Here is a 16,078-nt window from a genome sequence, read left to right as displayed (position 1 = left end):
GTGAGCCTTTAGGCTCAGCCTGTAACATGCCCTTATAGGGCTAGAGCAAACCACCCGCTGAGCGGGTGGTCATGATTCGGCTATTCTTTTTTTTACACCTGTCTCGGTACTTTCAAAGGTCATTGTTACATTTTTGGGGGTCGCACCGTTTATTTCTACCTGAATAGCTTTAATTATGGCCATTGGAACAGGACAGTCCGTGTGTTTCAGCTTTTGGTGGGCTGTTTTATATATTATAGAATCGCAAAACCGGTTAAAAACCCCTTTGGTCCAATCTATTACGCCTAATTCTTCATTGAGTGACTGAAGCATACGGCAGGCGGTAATTATGTTTATATGCACTTTTTTTTTGTCAAGGGCCTGTACCTTTACGACGGTAGTATAGCCACAGGCGCCAGCGCTAATGCGCACTTTGGTCACGATTATGTTTCTCCTCCTTCAAACCTGAAATGGTAGTAAATTTAAGTTTTCTGTTTTCTCTGTTCATCGATTAATTTAGCTGTATTAAGCATCTGTTGAACCACTGACAGGGCCTTGTGGGCGTCGGGGGCGTATCCGTCAGCGCGCCATTTTATAGCATGCAGCTTTGTGACCGGTGAACCGCCAATCATGACTTTTAGATCAGGTTTCTTTTCTTTGAGCTTTTGAATCAGTCCTTTCATTTCGTACATTGTAGTAGACATCATAGAAGACATGCATACCAGGTCAAAATCGTTTTTCAGAGCTGTTTTCAGGAATACCTCTACCGGAACATCTCTGCCCAGGTCGGTCACTTCATAACCGGATATCTCGAACATCAGCTTGACTAGGTTTTTCCCAATATCATGGACATCTCCTTCAACTACCCCGATAAGTATTTTGCCGCACGCATTCTGTACACTTGAGGTCATGTGGGGCTGAAATATTTCCAGTCCTTTGTACAGGGTTTCGGCACACATTAGCATTTCCGGGATAAAGTAGACCTGTTCTTCGTATAATCGGCCAACTTCCAGCATGCCGGGGATAAGTCCTTCGAAAACAGCCTTGTTGGCATCCAGGCCAAGGTCCAGATACTCATGGCACAAGGCTTCTATGTTTTCCGTATCAAAATCAATTACTGCTTTTTTAAGTGCTTCCAGAAGAGGGCTTTCTTTTTCCTGTGCCATTTATCGGTTCCCCCCTAATTTTATATTTTGATGTTTTCGGCTAATAACTCAGGATAAAAATTTGCGGTTCATTTTAAAGAATTCCACAAAATACAGTAAGAACTTCAGTTCGCCAGGAGTAAGATCCCTGACTGCCAGAAGAATTGCCTCAACCTTGGGGTCGCCAAGAAGGGAAACAATTTCCGGGCTCAGGCTTGATAAAAACTGGGAAGTAGAGTTTGTATCGAGAAGAAAGTACGAGGTTTCCACATCCAGCACTTCAGCAATCCGTTCCAGCGTTTCCAGGGATGGCATGGTAATATTATTTTCAATCTGGCTGATTAAACTGGGTGAGAGGTCTGCGGAACCGGCCAGATCCGCCTGGGACATGGCGCGTTTTTCTCGGAGATCCCTGATTTTATCGCCCAGTTGTATTGAATAGGGGTTTCTCTCAACAAAGTAACGTAAAGTTACATTGAGGGCTGATGAGAGTTTTTCCAGTTGTTCCAGGGTAGGCCTGATCAGGTTTCTTTCTATGTTCTGAATATCCTCAACCGGTATCTGGCTCAGCTCCGCCAGGTCTTCAGTGCTTAAACCGCGGCTTTTCCGGATATTTTTGAGTTTTTCACCGGTGACTGTATTATTTTCCGAATTAGTCATCAGATAGGAGACAGAAATATTTAAAAGCGAACTGATTTTTTTTACCATTATAACCGACGGTTTTTTGATATCACGCTCGACTGCGCTCAGATAGGAAGGAGACACGCCCAGTTTTTCCGCCAACTGGGTAACGGTTAATCCCCTCTCTCTTCGGAATTCTCTGATTTTACTGCCTAAAGACATGACAAAACCCCTTAATCATGATTTTACCGATATGTTATTATTTACGAATTATATTTTTTAAAAAACATTTTAACACAAGATATAACTTTTGGAAAGAAATAAATAAAAGTTTACCGCAATTTTTTTCAGCATAGGCACAACTTTGATTAACCAAATAAACCATTTGCGGTTCGATTTCGACCGTTGGGGACAACTATAAAACCGTTGGGCGACACTGTCAGTATGTCCAAAAATATCTTTTCCCAATGTGATTTCGACAGGTTTGCAGGATCTGCAGAAGATATGCAGTCATGGAAGAAAGTCCCTAAAAACCATGAAAATAAAGGGTTTAGGGGCGTTTTTTACAGCCTGATTATGTAGTATAAGTAAAATTATAATGAACCAATAAAACCAGTAAGAGGCGGAAGAAAACCGTTTGGGTGCACAAAATGACTGTTCAAGGAAGTTTAATTAAAAAGGGGAGTTAAAAGAGGTATGATAAAAACAAAAAACCGGGCTAAAGGGTTTTTGTTATCCCCGTATTTAGCATCAGTGAAATATTTATGAACCAAATAATGCTAATTGTTAATTGCGGCCGCTATAAACAAATTGGCAGGTAAAAGGGAGGTGAAACGGTTTTCCGGGTCAGAGTAAGATTTCATATCATTTGGTAGGCAATTGTTTAGAATTCAAAATTCTTCGAAGGAGGTTTTCATTTATGGCAAGTGCAGAAAGAGAAAAAGAGTTGTTTGAAGCATTGAAGCAGGGAGTTATTGATTATGATGAAGATGCGGTAAGGGAGGCAGCCCAGGCTGTTGTTGGTGAGGGTATTGACGCTTACAGGGCTGTATTTGAGGGTCTTGTGGAAGGTATGAATGAGGTTGGCAGACTCTATGAAGAGCAGGAATATTTCGTACCTGAGATATTGATGTGTGCCGATGCTCTGTATGCCGGCCTTGAGATTCTCAAACCTCATATTCAGAAGAAGGATATGGGTGTAAAAGGAACAGTTGTTATGGGTGTTGTACAGGGTGATGTGCACGACATCGGTAAGAATATTGTGAAGATGATGTTTGACGTGGCTGGCTTTGAGGTGCATGACCTGGGGCGTGACGTTCCCCTGGAGAAATTCGTAGAAGAACAGTTAAAGACCGACTCGGATTTACTTTGCTTGTCGGCGATGATGACCACTACTATGGTTGGGATGCCGGAAATCATCAAAAAAGTAAAAGAGAAGAACCCCAAATGCAAGATTATGATCGGTGGAGCTCCGGTTTCTGAAGACCTGGCCGGTAAGTGGGGGGCCGACGGTTTTGCCAAGGATGCCAATAACGCCTTGAAAGAGGCGCTGAACATGGTTAAGGCCTTGAAAGATATGCAATAAAGAATATATCAACAGCCCTGGAGGAGGTATACCAAATGGAGTATAATGTGATATTTCAGCCCTCCGGCCGCCGGGGAAAGGTTGCGGAAGGGAAAACCCTTTTGACAGCATCCCATGAGCTGGGGGTTGATATCGAGGCACCTTGTGGAGCGCATAAGGTATGCGGCAAGTGTAAAGTAAAAATTGAAACCGGATTTTTTGAGAAATTCGGCATAGATTCACAGATGGATCATCTTTCGCCGTTAACCGAGGAAGAGAAGAAATTGCTCAAAGAAGACGAAATTGCCAACAATTATCGCCTGGCCTGTGCTGCTGAGATAAAGGGGGATGTGCTGGTATTTGTCCCGGAAGAAAGCCGCAAAGCAGACCAGGTTGTATTGGATACCGGCAAGGAAAGGACCTTTAAGCTCGATCCGGCAGTGAAAAGCTATTATGTCGAAATGCCGCCGGCCACTCTGGAAGACCACAGGGATGACCTGCGCCGGCTGCAGGACGCTTTGAAGGAACAGTTTGGCCTGGAAAATCTGAGCATAGATTACTTTGTGCTGAGGGAACTGCCCAACATCCTCAGAGACGGCGACTGGAAGGTAACGGCAAGTGTTTTGTATGACCGGGAAATAATTGACGTTAGGCCTGGATTTGTACAAAAATGGTACGGTATTGGCATAGACGTCGGAACAACCACTGTGGCAGCCTACTTGTGCGATCTGAGCACGGGCGAAATGCTTGTCAAGGATGGGATGATGAACCCGCAGGTTCGTTACGGTGAGGATGTACTGTCCCGGATTACGTACGCCATGATGCACGAAGACGGTCGTGAGAAGCTACATCAGGCCATAATTGAAGGGATAAACACCCTGGCTCAGCGGATGACCGAAAAGGTCGGCCTGACGCCCAATGATGTGCTGGAAATTACCTTGGTGTTCAACACGGCGATGCACCACTGCCTGCTGAACCTGGAACCCAAATATATGGGTAGGGCCCCGTTTGCGCCGGCCATCAGCGCTCCATACGATGTTAAAGCCCGCGACCTGGGAATCAAGATCAACAAAGCTGCCAACATTCATGTCTTACCGGTGGAAGCAGGTTTCGTGGGACCTGACAACGTAGCGGTACTGATAGCTGAAGAACCATATAAGCAGGATGATGAAATACGCCTGATTATCGATATCGGTACCAATGGCGAAATTGACCTTGGTAACAGAAAGAAACTGCTGTCAACTTCCTGTGCTACCGGCCCGGCATTGGAGGGTGCGCAGATCAAGTTCGGTATGCGTGCCGCTCCCGGAGCAATTGAAAAAATCAAGATTGATCCGGAAACCTTGGAGTGTACATACAAGGTAATCGGTGACGACAAGTGGCATGGCCGCGGCAGTAAGGGTAATGCCAAGGGTATCTGCGGGTCCGGTATCATCGACATGGTGGCAGAAGTCTTCAAGGCAGGAATCATTAACAAGACCGGCCGTTTTAACACCAAGCTCAAGACAGACCGTATTCGCAAGGATGAAAACGGCAAGCCGGAATATGTCCTGGTATTTGCAGAGGACAGCAGTATTGGCAAAGATATCACGGTGACCCAGGGTGATATCAGGGCTGTACAATTGGCTAAAGCTGCTCTGTATGTTGGAGCAAAGATGCTGATGCGCCACTTGGGTGTTGAGAAGGTGGATCGGGTAACTCTGGCCGGCGCCTTTGGAAGTTTTATCGATAAAGAATCTTCCATGGTTATTGGCATGTTCCCTGACTGTGATCTGGAAAAGGTTCATGCAGTTGGTAATGCCGCCGGTGACGGCGCTCAGGCAGCGCTGCTTGACAAAAACAAGCGGATTGAGGCCCGGGATGTGGCGGCCAGTGTCCAGTTTGTAGAGACAGCGGTCGAACCTGACTTCCAGGAGCGTTTTGCCGAAGCAATGGCTTTTCCACATGCTGTTGATCCATTCCCCAGTATCCAGCATATTCTTGACAGGATTCCCGGATATAAGTAAACAGGTTGTGAAGGGCCTCATTTTAAATGGAGGTGCGAAAATGAAACCTAAAGAGTGTGTACTGACAGCCTTTGAAAACAAGAAACCGGAGAGGGTGCCCGCCATCATTTACGGTGGTGGCGTGTGGACCATGAAGCATACCGGTAACACGTTTGACGGCTTGATTGGGAAGCCCAGAGAGATGGCGGATATGATTATCAGGGTCAATGAGGAAATCCAGTCTGACATGGTGTATGTGGGTTCGGGTTATAACAACGTGCATTTACAGCCTTTTGGCGGGAGGATAAAATACCGTCCTGTCGGCGCTCCTGACCTGGAAGAACCGCTGATCAACAATGATGAAGACCTGGACAGGCTGATTGAAAAATATCCTGATGTCCGCGCCACTCTGGCCAGTGATCCGGTAGTCAATACCATCTGGGAAGCTGCCCGGTACGTACATGAGGCTATTGGCGATGAGTACCTGGTATCGGCTACGGCCTGGGGCCCCTTTTCCCTGGCTGCCCAGATGTACGGCGTGGAAAGAATGATGAAGGATATGTTCAAAAAAGGCGATATAGTTGCCCGGACTATCGATTTTGCCACTGAAATTGTCTACTATTTCTATGAGCCTATGATTAAAGAAGGGGCTATAGAGGCAACCGCTGTTGCTGATGCAACAGCGTCCGGTGACCTTGTATCTGCAAGGATGTTCAAGAAATTTGCCCTTCCTGGGCTGCAGAAGTTCCATGGCAAAGTACAAAAATTGGGATGCGCCCGGTTCCTGCACATCTGTGGGGACACGACCAAGAGCCTGGAACTGTTCCCGGAGACGGGAGCTCAGTGTATTGCCATTGACATGAAGGTAGACTTAGCTGTGGCACACGCCAAAATTGGCGACAAGATGTGCATCGGGGGCAACTCTCATCCCGTGTTTGTGTTAAATAACGGCACCAAGGAAGAAATTATTGCATCAGCCAAAGAATGTATCCAGAAGGCAGGCCTTGACGGAGGTTATGTTCTTTTACCCGGATGTGATATTCCGCCCGGAACGCCGGTTGAAAACATTCATGCATATCTGCAAACAGGAAGAGAGTGGAAATACTAACGGTTTATTTTACATAAAAGGGGAATTGCAGGTCCTCTTCAATTCCCCTTTTATATACTGAAATATTTATAGATGACAACAATTCTGATAAATGGGGTGAAAAAATGTTTAAATTAGAGAAACCACAGAAGGTTTGCCAGATCGGCCATTTTAAAGTTGGCGGACAGTATGGTGAAAATCCCCCACTTCTGATTTCTTCTATGTTCCATAACGGGGACAAAATACTGGAAAGCAGGAAAGAAGGAAAGTGGGACAGAGCCAAAGCAGAGGAATATATAAAAAGGCAGGAAGAACTGGAAGACAAGACAGGTATTCCGGCAATTACAGCTATGGTGGCCAATTCGGCGGAAGAAATGGCCAGGTATGTGGACTGGTTTATCAGTATCAGTGACCGGGCATTTGCAATTGACATGTGGATGGAAAAACCCAGGCTGGAAGCAGCAGAATACATTGCCAAGAAGGGTTTGCAGGATCGTTTGGTTTACAACAGTATTACCCCCTGGGATAAGGACATTCCCGGACAGGTCAAGGCATTGAAGGAAATGGGCATAAAGCATGTGATTGTTCAGGCTTATGATGTTACCGATCCTTCTCCGAACGGCCGATTAACAAGTTTTAATAAAATGATGGAGATGATTGGGGAAGGGACTTTTGAATCCATCCTCATAGACACCTCGGTCATGAATCTGCCGGCCATAGCCTTTTCCGGAGTAGCCAACCGGATTGTTAAAGAAGCTACCGGGTGGCCTTGCGGTGTAGCCAGTTCAAATGGTACGTACATGTGGAAACAGGCCCGTGAACTGTTTGGAACAGACGGTTTTGCGGCTATGAATGCTTCGGGGCAGGGCTGCTCGGCGCTGTTATGGTCCGACTTTATTTTCTACGGCCCCATCGTCGCAGCCCCCAAGATGTTCCCGGCAGTAGTTTCCGGTGCGGTAATGGCAGCCACTATGGGATTCTATGAAACAGGGAAATTACCGTCAAATGAGAATCACCCGCTGTATAAGTTTTTCGGAGACTTTGTTGAGAAGCTGAAGTCGGGAGACCAGCAGGCCCTCCCGGTACATGACTAATATTGGGGGGAAAACGATGAATTCTAAAGAGAGAGTTTTAAAAATTTTAAAGGGCGAAGAAGCTGACAGGCCGGCTTGCTTCAGCGGCATGGGCAATGTTACTACTGCGGGACTTGACCAACTGGGGTACAAATTTGCCACTGTTCATGGTGACGCCAAAAAGCTGGCTGAAACAGCCGCTACTTCCTACCGGCTTTTTGGCTACGAGTGTGCTGTAGTTCCTTATGACCTCTGCGTGGAGGCTGAGGCTATCGGCTGTGTGATGAATCCATATGAGGATGTTTCCAATCTTCTTTATCCGACTATCAAAGAGAAGGTTTGCCATTCGCAAGATGAAATGACAACCTTCCCCATCCCTGACAATATTTCTTCCCGTGGCCGGGTACCGGTAGTATGTGAGGCGATTAAACTGCTCCAGGCAGATATAGGAAACGAAGTGGCTGTAGGCACTTATGTGCTCGGGCCTTTTACCCTGGCAGGGCAACTGATGGACCTTAACGACCTGTTGAAGCTGTCTTTTAAAAAGCCTGACCTGGTTAATGCCACTTTGGACCGGTTGGCTACTGTAATCATTGAAATAGCTAAAGCGTACCATGCGGCTGGAGCGGATTATATTACCGTCAGGGAAATGGGCGCTCCGACTGATGTGCTGAGTCCAAAAGTATTTAAAAATGTAATCGCTCCTCACCTGAAGAGAGTCTTTGAAGCGCTGGCCGAAATTAAGTGCCCGGCTGTGCTGCATATGTGCGGTAAGACGAACCCGATTATGTCCATCATGAAGGGGACAGGTGCTCCGGCTATTTCTGTCGAGCAGAGCAACGATCTGTTAATGAGCCGGGATGATATTGGCTGGGACACCCTCCTATTCGGCAATGTGGACGCTTATAATGTTCTTGTTACTGGCAGCCCGGCAGATGTGGAAGCAGCAGTTATCAAGGCTCTCGAAGGCAGTGCTGATGCTATCTGGCCCAGTTGCGATATCTGGCCCACAGCTCCCATGGAAAATATGAAGGCAATGGTGGAAACTACCAAAAAATACGGCGCTGAAAAGTGGGCCCGCAAAAAGAGATAAACAATCTTGGCGTTAACATAAAGTGGAAAAGGGCCGGTCCGGTGACGGGTCGGACCGGTCCCGATTCCACCACCAAATAATAACACAGGTGGGAGGTAGTGCCATAATGAAAGTAAGGGTTTTTTCTGTAATTGCGTTTTTGCTTGTTATTATGCTTCTGAGTGGGTGTTCAGGTCCGAAAAAGAAAGATAACGGTTCTCAGCAGGCTGCTGACAAAAAGGACAATGTTGTATATCTGGTGCAGACAGCTCCCACTAACATGTTGGAACAGCTAAAAGCGGGGGAGATTGACGGCTTTGTGGCCTGGGAACCGTTTTGTACGGTGGCCGCTAAAGCCGGTCAGGGCAAATACTTATTTAAGTCACCGGATGTCTGGCAAAATCATCCGTGTTGTGTGGTTGCTGTAAGTGGTAATTTTCAGGATAAGCAAGCGGTCGAAGCCTTTGTTTGGGCACATATAAAAGCTACCAGGTTTATTAATGATCCCGCTAACAGGGATAAGGTTATTAAATATGCCAGTGAATTCACCGGGAAGAGTCCCGATGTGGCAGAAAAGGCGCTGACAAATATTACTTATGTTGAATATCCCGCCAAGGAAGAATTTCAGGACTATTATAACAGTTTGGAACAGGGCGGCCTTATCAAAAGGTCGGTGAGTGACCTTGGGTATCAGGACAGAGACAGTTTTTTTGCCGCGTTTTTGCAGGAATCCGTTTATAAGGATGTGGCTGACAGACTGGACAGGAATTCTGATTGGGTACCGGAGCCGGTTGCGGACAATACCAGGCTGAGGGTCGGTTATTTGAATTATGACCTGCATCAGTTAGCCATGTATGTTGCCGAAAAAGAGGGTTACTATGCCAAAGTCGGTCTGCTGCCGGGACGAAACCTGGAAACCAGGGTTTTTCCTAACGGTGTCGCTGTTATGGAAGCTTTTAAGGCAAAAGACATAGATATGGCATACCTGGGGGGAGCTCCGGCCACGCTGAAAAGGATCAATGACAATATTCCCGTCGAGGTGGTTGCCGGGGCTAATAATGAAGGGTCCGGCCTGATTGTCAGAAACGATACGGCCATCAATTCGGTGGCGGACCTGAAGGGCAAAACCATTGCTGTTCCCGGATTGGGCACCGTGCAATTTACTTTATTGGACAAAGCGCTGAAGAATAATGGATTGCGGCCAATAATCAAATAAAAGGATGATATTTCATGGACTGGTTTATTTGCCCGCCGGCAGAAACTGCAAATGTTCAACTGAAAGGTATCTGTTTCCGTAAAAAGATTAATTGGGTTTTCCTAAGAGTCCTGTCAATTATTACTGTGCTGGGACTCTGGCAAGTACTGGTCAGTCTTCGGTTGCTGGAACTGCCGTCGCCATGGGAAACAATAAAGACATTTATATATTTACTTGTATATGGAGACCCGCTTTTTAACAAGACACTGGTGGAGATAGTCTGGTCAAGTTTGCAGATAGTTATCAAGGCGTGTCTGTTAAGTTTCGCGGTAGCGATTCCCCTGGGTATTTTAATGGGAACGGTAACCTGGGTCAGGCAATATGTTGACTCGGTTTTGGAAATGTTAAGGCCTATTCCGCCGCTGGCCTGGATACCGCTGGCATATGTTATTTTTGCCAGAGCAGGCAGTCCTACTGAGTGCGTGCAGGTTTTTGTGGTTTTTATCGGCGCTTTTTTCCCTGTTTTGCTTGATACAATTCACGGGATTAATATGGTCAGCGGTATCTACGTGGAAGCGGCCATGACAATGGGAGCATCCCGGTGGCAGATCCTGACAAGGATAATGTTACCCGGGGCTTTGCCGTCGATATTTAACGGGATCCGTGTCGGCTTTGGTGTTGGCTGGATGTGCATTGTAGCAGCAGAATTTGTTGGGGGTAAACTGGGTATCGGATATTATATCTGGTCTTCATATTCCATCGGGGGCCGGGAAGCTGAAATTATCAGCGGCATAATAGCTATCGGGCTGGTGGGTACGGCTATAAACAGAATGGTTCTCTTCCTGGAAGAGAGGTTGATACAATGGCGTTAGTTTTAAGCGGTGTTACCCACCGGTTTAAAGAAATAAAGGTCTTTGAAAAGCTGGATTTGGAAGTGGAGGAGGGTTGTTTTTGTTGCATAGTCGGGCCCAGCGGATGTGGAAAGAGCACACTGCTGAGAATTATTTCCGGGCTATATAAGCCTGTAGAGGGTAGGGTTTTACTGGACAAAGCGCCTCCGTCACTGGAAAAAGGTGAGATTGGATTTGTTTTTCAGGAAGATACCCTTTTTCCGTGGTATACGGTGGAACAAAATATTAAATTTGCCCTCAGGGCCAGGAATATTGACAAAAACCTGTGGGACCGGACCGTTAATTATACTTTGCAGAAAGTCGGTCTTGCTGAATACAGGCATTATTACCCGAAACAACTATCCGGCGGGATGAAGCAACGGGTAGCCATTGCCCGGGTGTTGGCTTATAATCCCAGACTGCTCCTGATGGATGAGCCCTTTGCCTCCCTTGACGCTTTAAACCGCAACAGGCTCCAGGCTGATCTGGTTGATTTATGGCACAGAGAGAAAAAAACAGTTATATTTGTCACCCATAACATAGATGAAGCGGTATTCCTGGCTGAACGGATAGTCGTTATGGGCTCCAAACCGGGGAGGATAAAACAAATCCTTGAACTTGACCTGCCCCGGCCGCGGGACCGAACAGGTGCTGAGTTCTGCCGTCTCAGACGAAGGATCCTGGCCATGATTGAAGGAGCAATGTCTGAAGGCCTTTCTGAATGAGGCGGAGGCTCAATAGAAGGAGGAGGTGAAGTGGAATTACCAAGGACGGCGTCGAGTGGTGGATTAAAAAACTAAAAAATCTAATTTTTGAAAGGAGCGAATTTAAAATTATGAGTGAAGAAAAGAAATTGACTCCGGAAGAAGCTAACAAATACATGGAAGAACAAATGCTTTTTGTACCCAGGATGTTTAAGGTGGCAAATCAAATTAATCCTGAAGCAGGCAAGACTTTTGCTGATTTTTACAACAGTTTGTGGAAAGACGGAGCGCTCAGCCGCAAGGTAAAAGAATTGATTTTCATGGCATGTGCTGTAGCTTATTGTTCCCCCAGGTGTATTGTTCATGCATATCCGGCAGCTAAGGCCGGCGCTACTGTTGAGGAAACTTTTGAGGCAGCGGCTATCGGCATGATTGCAGCCGGTTTTGTTCCCGGTGGACCTGGAATACCCTATGCATTTGAGTATGCGGCAAAATGTGTTGAGATAGTTGAAAAGACTCATAAAGGCGAGCCCTGGGAATACCTGCCGAAGCCGAAATGGGACCACGGTGTTTATTAAAATTTTCCAGTCGGGGTCCGGGAGGGGCGTATGCCCCTCCTTACCCGATATACCGTAGTTTTTGACGGAGAATATTCAAAAATTTTGGAAAGAGGGTGCCGGACTATGCTTAATTTTCCGCTGCAACGAAGGGAGCGACATATGAGAACCATAGATTCAGAAAAATTAAAAAGAAAAATTCTTGAGTGGGGAGCGTCTCTTGTTGGGTTCGGGGATGTGAGTATTGGGTTGGCATCCGAATTTCAACATATGCCCAATGCTATTTCTCTGGCAGTAAAACATCCTGTCGGGCGTGGAATATACAGATGCGGGTCAATGACCGCCTATTCTAATCAATATGAGGAAGTTGACAGAACATTGGAATCGGTCCAGAAAAATATTACGGCCCTGCTCAAATCGCAGGGATGGCGGACCTTGGCCATACCTCCCGATTCGGCCAAAATCGACGGGACATTCGTATCCAGGCTTTATCCTCTGTTTCCCCATAAAACTGCTGCCACATGTGCCGGTCTGGGTTGGATTGGCAAGAGCGGGTTGCTGGTTAATCCGATGTTCGGGGCGCGGTTGAGTTGGGCTACTGTGTTAACGGATGCGCCCCTGCAAGTCTGCCGGTCGCCCTATGTGGAAAGTAAGTGCGGAAACTGTTCCCGGTGTGTGAATGCCTGTCCGGCATCTGCTATAAGAAATGCCATCTGGAAACGGGGAGAAAAAGCGGAAGTATTTATTGACGTGAAGGCCTGTTCGGAATATCTGAGTTATACGGCCAGGGTTTTTCAGAAATATATTTGCGGGCTTTGTGTGCTTGCCTGCCCTTTGGGAGGTGGGAAGGGTGAAAGCCGTCAAAACAGTGGTAGAAGCGGGAGCATGCGGTTTTAAAGTACTTATAATGGCAGAGCTTGATGAGCAAAAACTGCTCAACCTGAAATTTCACAGCGCATGTAAACCTGTCATGGAATTAAACGGCAAATTTGAGAGTCTGAACTGGAAAAAAGCGTCTTTGGCAAAATGCTTGATTCATACATATATAAGGTATGTTCTGAACACCTGAAGCATGTGGATTGTCCTGTGCCCAGCGCAATTTTAAAATCTGTCCAGGTATTGGTCGGTGCGGCCGTGGAACAGGAAGTACACATGAAAATCAGGTTTTTTAATCAGGAGTGTGCGGATTCTGAGTAATGTAGAAAGTGCAGGTGGGCAGATGAAAATACAACTGATATGCGGATTCTTGGGAGCAGGGAAAACTACTTTCCTGAAAAAAATGCTCCGGCAGCAGGCCTTTGATACGGTTGTCCTGGTAAACGAATTGGGGGAACTCGGTATCGATGGAGATGTTATTTCTGAAGGAGGCAACTTCAGTGTGGTGGAACTGCCAAGTGGCTGTATCTGTTGTACCCTCAGAAAAAGCATGGTGGATGCGGTTAGAGAGATAATGGAAAAATATGCTCCCGGGCAACTGCTCATTGAGCCCTCGGGAATAGCTTCTCCCTCTTCTGTTATTCTGGCCCTAAAGAATGCTGATTTCCGGGCTGAAATTGAACTGGCGCCGGTAGTGGGGATCATTGATTCTGTGTTCTTCGTTGATGTAGTACTTCCTGGTGATATGGACGATATAGGAGAATTTTTTAAGGATCAGATTTTGAATTCGGATATTATCCTGCTTAACAAGGCAGACCTGGTGGATAAAGAGGATATAAACCGCTGCAAGGAAATGATTTTGTCTGTCAATCCGGCAGCGCTGATTATCCCGACAGTTTACTGCCAGACGGAGCTTCCCGGCATTACAGCAAAAGGTGAAGTTACGCATATACACTTTTCGCCGGATTTTCAGGCGGAGTCTTTTATCTTTCCGGGTGCCATGCATCGTTCCGGGCTGGCATTTCTGTTGGCTGGTCTGGACAGCAAAGAATATGGGGAAATATTCAGGGCCAAAGGAATTGTGAGAACCGAAAAAGGTCTACAGGTATTTGACTGGGTGCATGGGCTGACCAATTTCCGGGAAATAGACAGCATGGGAGAAAACAGGGAAAACAGGCTGGTGTTTATTGGGCGTGAAATTGACCGTGCTAGACTGGAAAAAACCATCAGGGGAAGGTTGGTGCATGGAGATGAATGAACTTTACTATAAACCCTGGATATATTTTTGGATCGTACAGTCTCTGGGCCTGCTGCTGTTTGCATCAGGAATGGCGTATAAAATATCTTTTTACTTTAAAGCCCAAAGAAAATCACTGTATAAAAAGCCTGATTATCTGATCATGTTGAGGGCATTCTTGCGGGAAGTCCTTTTTCAGAAACAGTTGGCGGAAAACAGTTTTAGCCGCTGGTTTGCCCATATGGCAATCTTTTACGGATTTATGGGTTTGCTGTTGTTATCAGCAATTGCAGTTGCTCTGGAAACGGTAATTCCCCGGGGTTCCGGTTTAAGTCTTTACATGCTTTACAGGCAGGGGCATAATTATTATAAAGCAGCAGGGGATTTATTCGGCCTGTTCATCTTAACAGGTCTGGGTGTGGCTTTTTTTAGGCGGTATATACTCAGGGACAGCCAGTTGGATACAGACCTGTATGACTCAGTAACACTGGTAATCCTATTTGTACTGGTCCTTACAGGATTTCTGCTGGAGGCGGCCAGAATTGCCCTGACGGTCCCAACGCCTGCACTGCAGTATTCTTTTTTCGGGTATCAGTTGGCCGGATTGTTGCGCGGGATGCCGGGCATTAAGGCTGTGGCAACGGGCTTGTGGGTCTGTCATTCAACGCTGAATGCTCTGTTGTTTGCTTACCTTCCGCACAGCAAACTGCTTCATATAATAAGCAGCCCGCTGGAAATTGTTTTAAATGCTTCCGAGGAAAGAATGAGGAGTGATTTATACTATGGTGACAGTGCAAATACCAAAGCTGCCTCTTGACCAACTGAGCCCAAGACAGTTGATGAGTCTGGATGCCTGCACAAGATGCGGGGAATGTCAGAAATGGTGTCCGGTGTATACTCTGGAGAATAAGGAAGATGTTACCCCAAGGGCCAAAATAAAATATCTGAAGGATATTTTGCGGAGTCAGTATTCCGGCTTCTTGGGACTGAAATTATTTAAGCCGGAAATAAATCCTGATATTTTTGATAATTTCAGCAGGCGTTTGTATGACTGTTCCTGTTGCAACCAGTGTCACTTTGTCTGCCCGGTAAGGATTGATACCGTTGAGTTATGGGAAAACATCCGGGAAGCAATGTTTGTGTCACGGTTAGGTCCCGCACCGGATTCCAGAACATATTGTGAGACCTTAAAACAGTATGGCAATCCATATAAGAAGGAACAATCGGCCAGGACTGACTGGATTGAGAAAGGACTGGCGAAAGGAACTCTGCTGGCAAGACCTGAGTTTATCCAGGATAACCTGGCGCCGGTCTTACTGTTCCTGGGCTGCACAGCCAGTTTTGATGAGAAAATCAACCTGGTTTCCCAGCATGCAGCCAATATCCTCAGTTATGCGGGGATTCCGTTCGGTATTCTGGGGCCCGATGAATTCTGCTGCTATGGAAAACTGAGGAGGATCGGGGATCCCGAGTTTCAAAGTCTGGCCCGGGCCAATCTCGAAAAACTCAACACTCTTGGCATAGATACACTGGTGACGGCCTGTGCCGGTTGTTACAAAACTATAAAACAGGACTACAGCAAAATCGGCAGGCAGAATTTTAAGGTCTACCATCTGGCCGAATATATAGATATTTTGCTTGCTGAAGGGAAAATCAGCCTTAATGTCCCCATACCCGGCAAGATAACATATCACGACCCGTGTTTGCTGGGCAGACATAACGGAATATACGAAGCGCCCCGCAGAGTACTGCGGGCCATCCCGCAACTGGAGCTGGTCGAAATGGAGAGGAACCGGCAATATTCCAGATGCTGTGGGGTTGGTGGCGGACTTAAAATGGCTAACCATGACCTTCAGGAAGCAGCTTCCGTTTACCGGATCAGGGAAGCGGAGGCAACGGGAGCAGGTTATCTGACAACTCCGTGCCCGACCTGTTATTCCGGTCTGGCAGGAGGAGCGGAGAAAAATGGTTCGCCGATAAAGCTCTATCATTTTGCCGAGCTTGTTTCCAAAGCCATGGGAATAAAATCTGACTTATAGTGAGGAAATTTCTTAAAAACAAACGGCTGCCGGTATGGGAAGAGTGGCTGATTT

At 46.5% G+C, this 16,078-nt stretch carries 16 protein-coding genes and 1 pseudogene; 14 read left to right on the top strand and 3 right to left on the bottom strand.

Annotation, left to right across the window (positions count from 1 at the left end; translation table 11 throughout):
• Positions 1-69: 69 nt before the first annotated feature.
• From ACSNJE_RS08115 to ACSNJE_RS08105, 3 genes are read right to left on the bottom strand one after another with little or no spacing between them, the layout of a single operon-like run.
• Positions 70-420 carry a DUF6951 family protein gene (locus tag ACSNJE_RS08115; RefSeq protein WP_474774242.1) on the bottom strand — a complete coding sequence of 117 codons (351 nt, stop codon included), beginning with the start codon at positions 418-420 and terminating at the stop codon, positions 70-72.
• A 41-nt stretch (positions 421-461) separates the two neighbouring features.
• Positions 462-1,145, bottom strand: a complete 684-nt coding sequence (locus ACSNJE_RS08110) for a corrinoid protein (RefSeq protein WP_052218405.1) — start codon at positions 1,143-1,145, stop codon at positions 462-464.
• A 48-nt stretch (positions 1,146-1,193) separates the two neighbouring features.
• Positions 1,194-1,967, bottom strand: a complete 774-nt coding sequence (locus tag ACSNJE_RS08105; protein ID WP_474774241.1) for a helix-turn-helix domain-containing protein — start codon at positions 1,965-1,967, stop codon at positions 1,194-1,196.
• A gap of 697 nt (positions 1,968-2,664) precedes the next feature.
• Between ACSNJE_RS08105 and ACSNJE_RS08100 the strand changes: the two genes are divergently transcribed.
• The 14 genes and pseudogenes from ACSNJE_RS08100 (at position 2,665) to ACSNJE_RS08035 (ending at position 16,024) form a co-directional block, all read left to right on the top strand.
• Complete coding sequence (locus ACSNJE_RS08100) at positions 2,665-3,330, top strand: cobalamin B12-binding domain-containing protein (RefSeq protein ID WP_052218403.1); 666 nt, start codon at positions 2,665-2,667, stop codon at positions 3,328-3,330.
• 35 nt (positions 3,331-3,365) lie between these two features.
• Positions 3,366-5,315: an ASKHA domain-containing protein gene (locus tag ACSNJE_RS08095; protein ID WP_495252414.1), complete on the top strand. Its 1,950-nt coding sequence runs from the start codon at positions 3,366-3,368 to the stop codon at positions 5,313-5,315.
• Between the two features lie 40 nt (positions 5,316-5,355).
• Entirely contained in the window at positions 5,356-6,402 is a 1,047-nt protein-coding gene (locus ACSNJE_RS08090; RefSeq protein ID WP_474774239.1) for a uroporphyrinogen decarboxylase family protein, read from the top strand.
• A gap of 104 nt (positions 6,403-6,506) precedes the next feature.
• A complete protein-coding gene (locus ACSNJE_RS08085) occupies positions 6,507-7,475 on the top strand; it encodes a tetrahydromethanopterin S-methyltransferase subunit H family protein (RefSeq protein ID WP_052218400.1) in 969 nt (322 codons plus the stop codon).
• Positions 7,476-7,491: 16 nt separating this feature from the next.
• The gene (locus tag ACSNJE_RS08080) at positions 7,492-8,547 is read left to right on the top strand and encodes a uroporphyrinogen decarboxylase family protein (RefSeq protein ID WP_083436906.1); all 1,056 of its coding nucleotides are present in this window, start codon (positions 7,492-7,494) and stop codon (positions 8,545-8,547) included.
• 106 nt (positions 8,548-8,653) lie between these two features.
• Positions 8,654-9,742, top strand: a complete 1,089-nt coding sequence (locus tag ACSNJE_RS08075; RefSeq protein WP_495252413.1) for an ABC transporter substrate-binding protein — start codon at positions 8,654-8,656, stop codon at positions 9,740-9,742.
• A 14-nt stretch (positions 9,743-9,756) separates the two neighbouring features.
• Complete coding sequence (locus ACSNJE_RS08070) at positions 9,757-10,593, top strand: ABC transporter permease (RefSeq protein ID WP_052218397.1); 837 nt, start codon at positions 9,757-9,759, stop codon at positions 10,591-10,593.
• The gene (locus ACSNJE_RS08065; protein WP_495252412.1) at positions 10,584-11,336 is read left to right on the top strand and encodes an ABC transporter ATP-binding protein; all 753 of its coding nucleotides are present in this window, start codon (positions 10,584-10,586) and stop codon (positions 11,334-11,336) included. The genes ACSNJE_RS08070 and ACSNJE_RS08065 overlap by 10 nt, the downstream gene beginning before the upstream one ends.
• Before the next feature lie 110 nt (positions 11,337-11,446).
• Positions 11,447-11,893, top strand: a complete 447-nt coding sequence (locus ACSNJE_RS08060; protein WP_052218395.1) for a carboxymuconolactone decarboxylase family protein — start codon at positions 11,447-11,449, stop codon at positions 11,891-11,893.
• Positions 11,894-12,034: 141 nt separating this feature from the next.
• Complete coding sequence (locus ACSNJE_RS08055; RefSeq protein WP_495252411.1) at positions 12,035-12,769, top strand: 4Fe-4S double cluster binding domain-containing protein; 735 nt, start codon at positions 12,035-12,037, stop codon at positions 12,767-12,769.
• 10 nt (positions 12,770-12,779) lie between these two features.
• Positions 12,780-13,069 (top strand): annotated as a pseudogene (locus ACSNJE_RS08050) (DUF6951 family protein).
• Positions 13,070-13,091: 22 nt separating this feature from the next.
• Positions 13,092-14,006, top strand: a complete 915-nt coding sequence (locus ACSNJE_RS08045) for a CobW family GTP-binding protein (protein ID WP_052218393.1) — start codon at positions 13,092-13,094, stop codon at positions 14,004-14,006.
• Positions 13,993-14,802, top strand: coding sequence for a respiratory nitrate reductase subunit gamma (locus ACSNJE_RS08040; protein WP_495252410.1), 810 nt, complete (start codon positions 13,993-13,995; stop codon positions 14,800-14,802). Before ACSNJE_RS08045 ends, ACSNJE_RS08040 begins: the two co-directional genes overlap by 14 nt.
• Positions 14,768-16,024: a (Fe-S)-binding protein gene (locus ACSNJE_RS08035; protein ID WP_495252409.1), complete on the top strand. Its 1,257-nt coding sequence runs from the start codon at positions 14,768-14,770 to the stop codon at positions 16,022-16,024. The genes ACSNJE_RS08040 and ACSNJE_RS08035 overlap by 35 nt, the downstream gene beginning before the upstream one ends.
• Positions 16,025-16,078 lie beyond the last annotated feature (54 nt).

Source organism: Thermincola sp. GK-1 (assembly GCF_059412445.1).
Note: the sequence above shows the minus strand (reverse complement) of the source record. Positions and strands in the feature narration are given on the sequence as shown.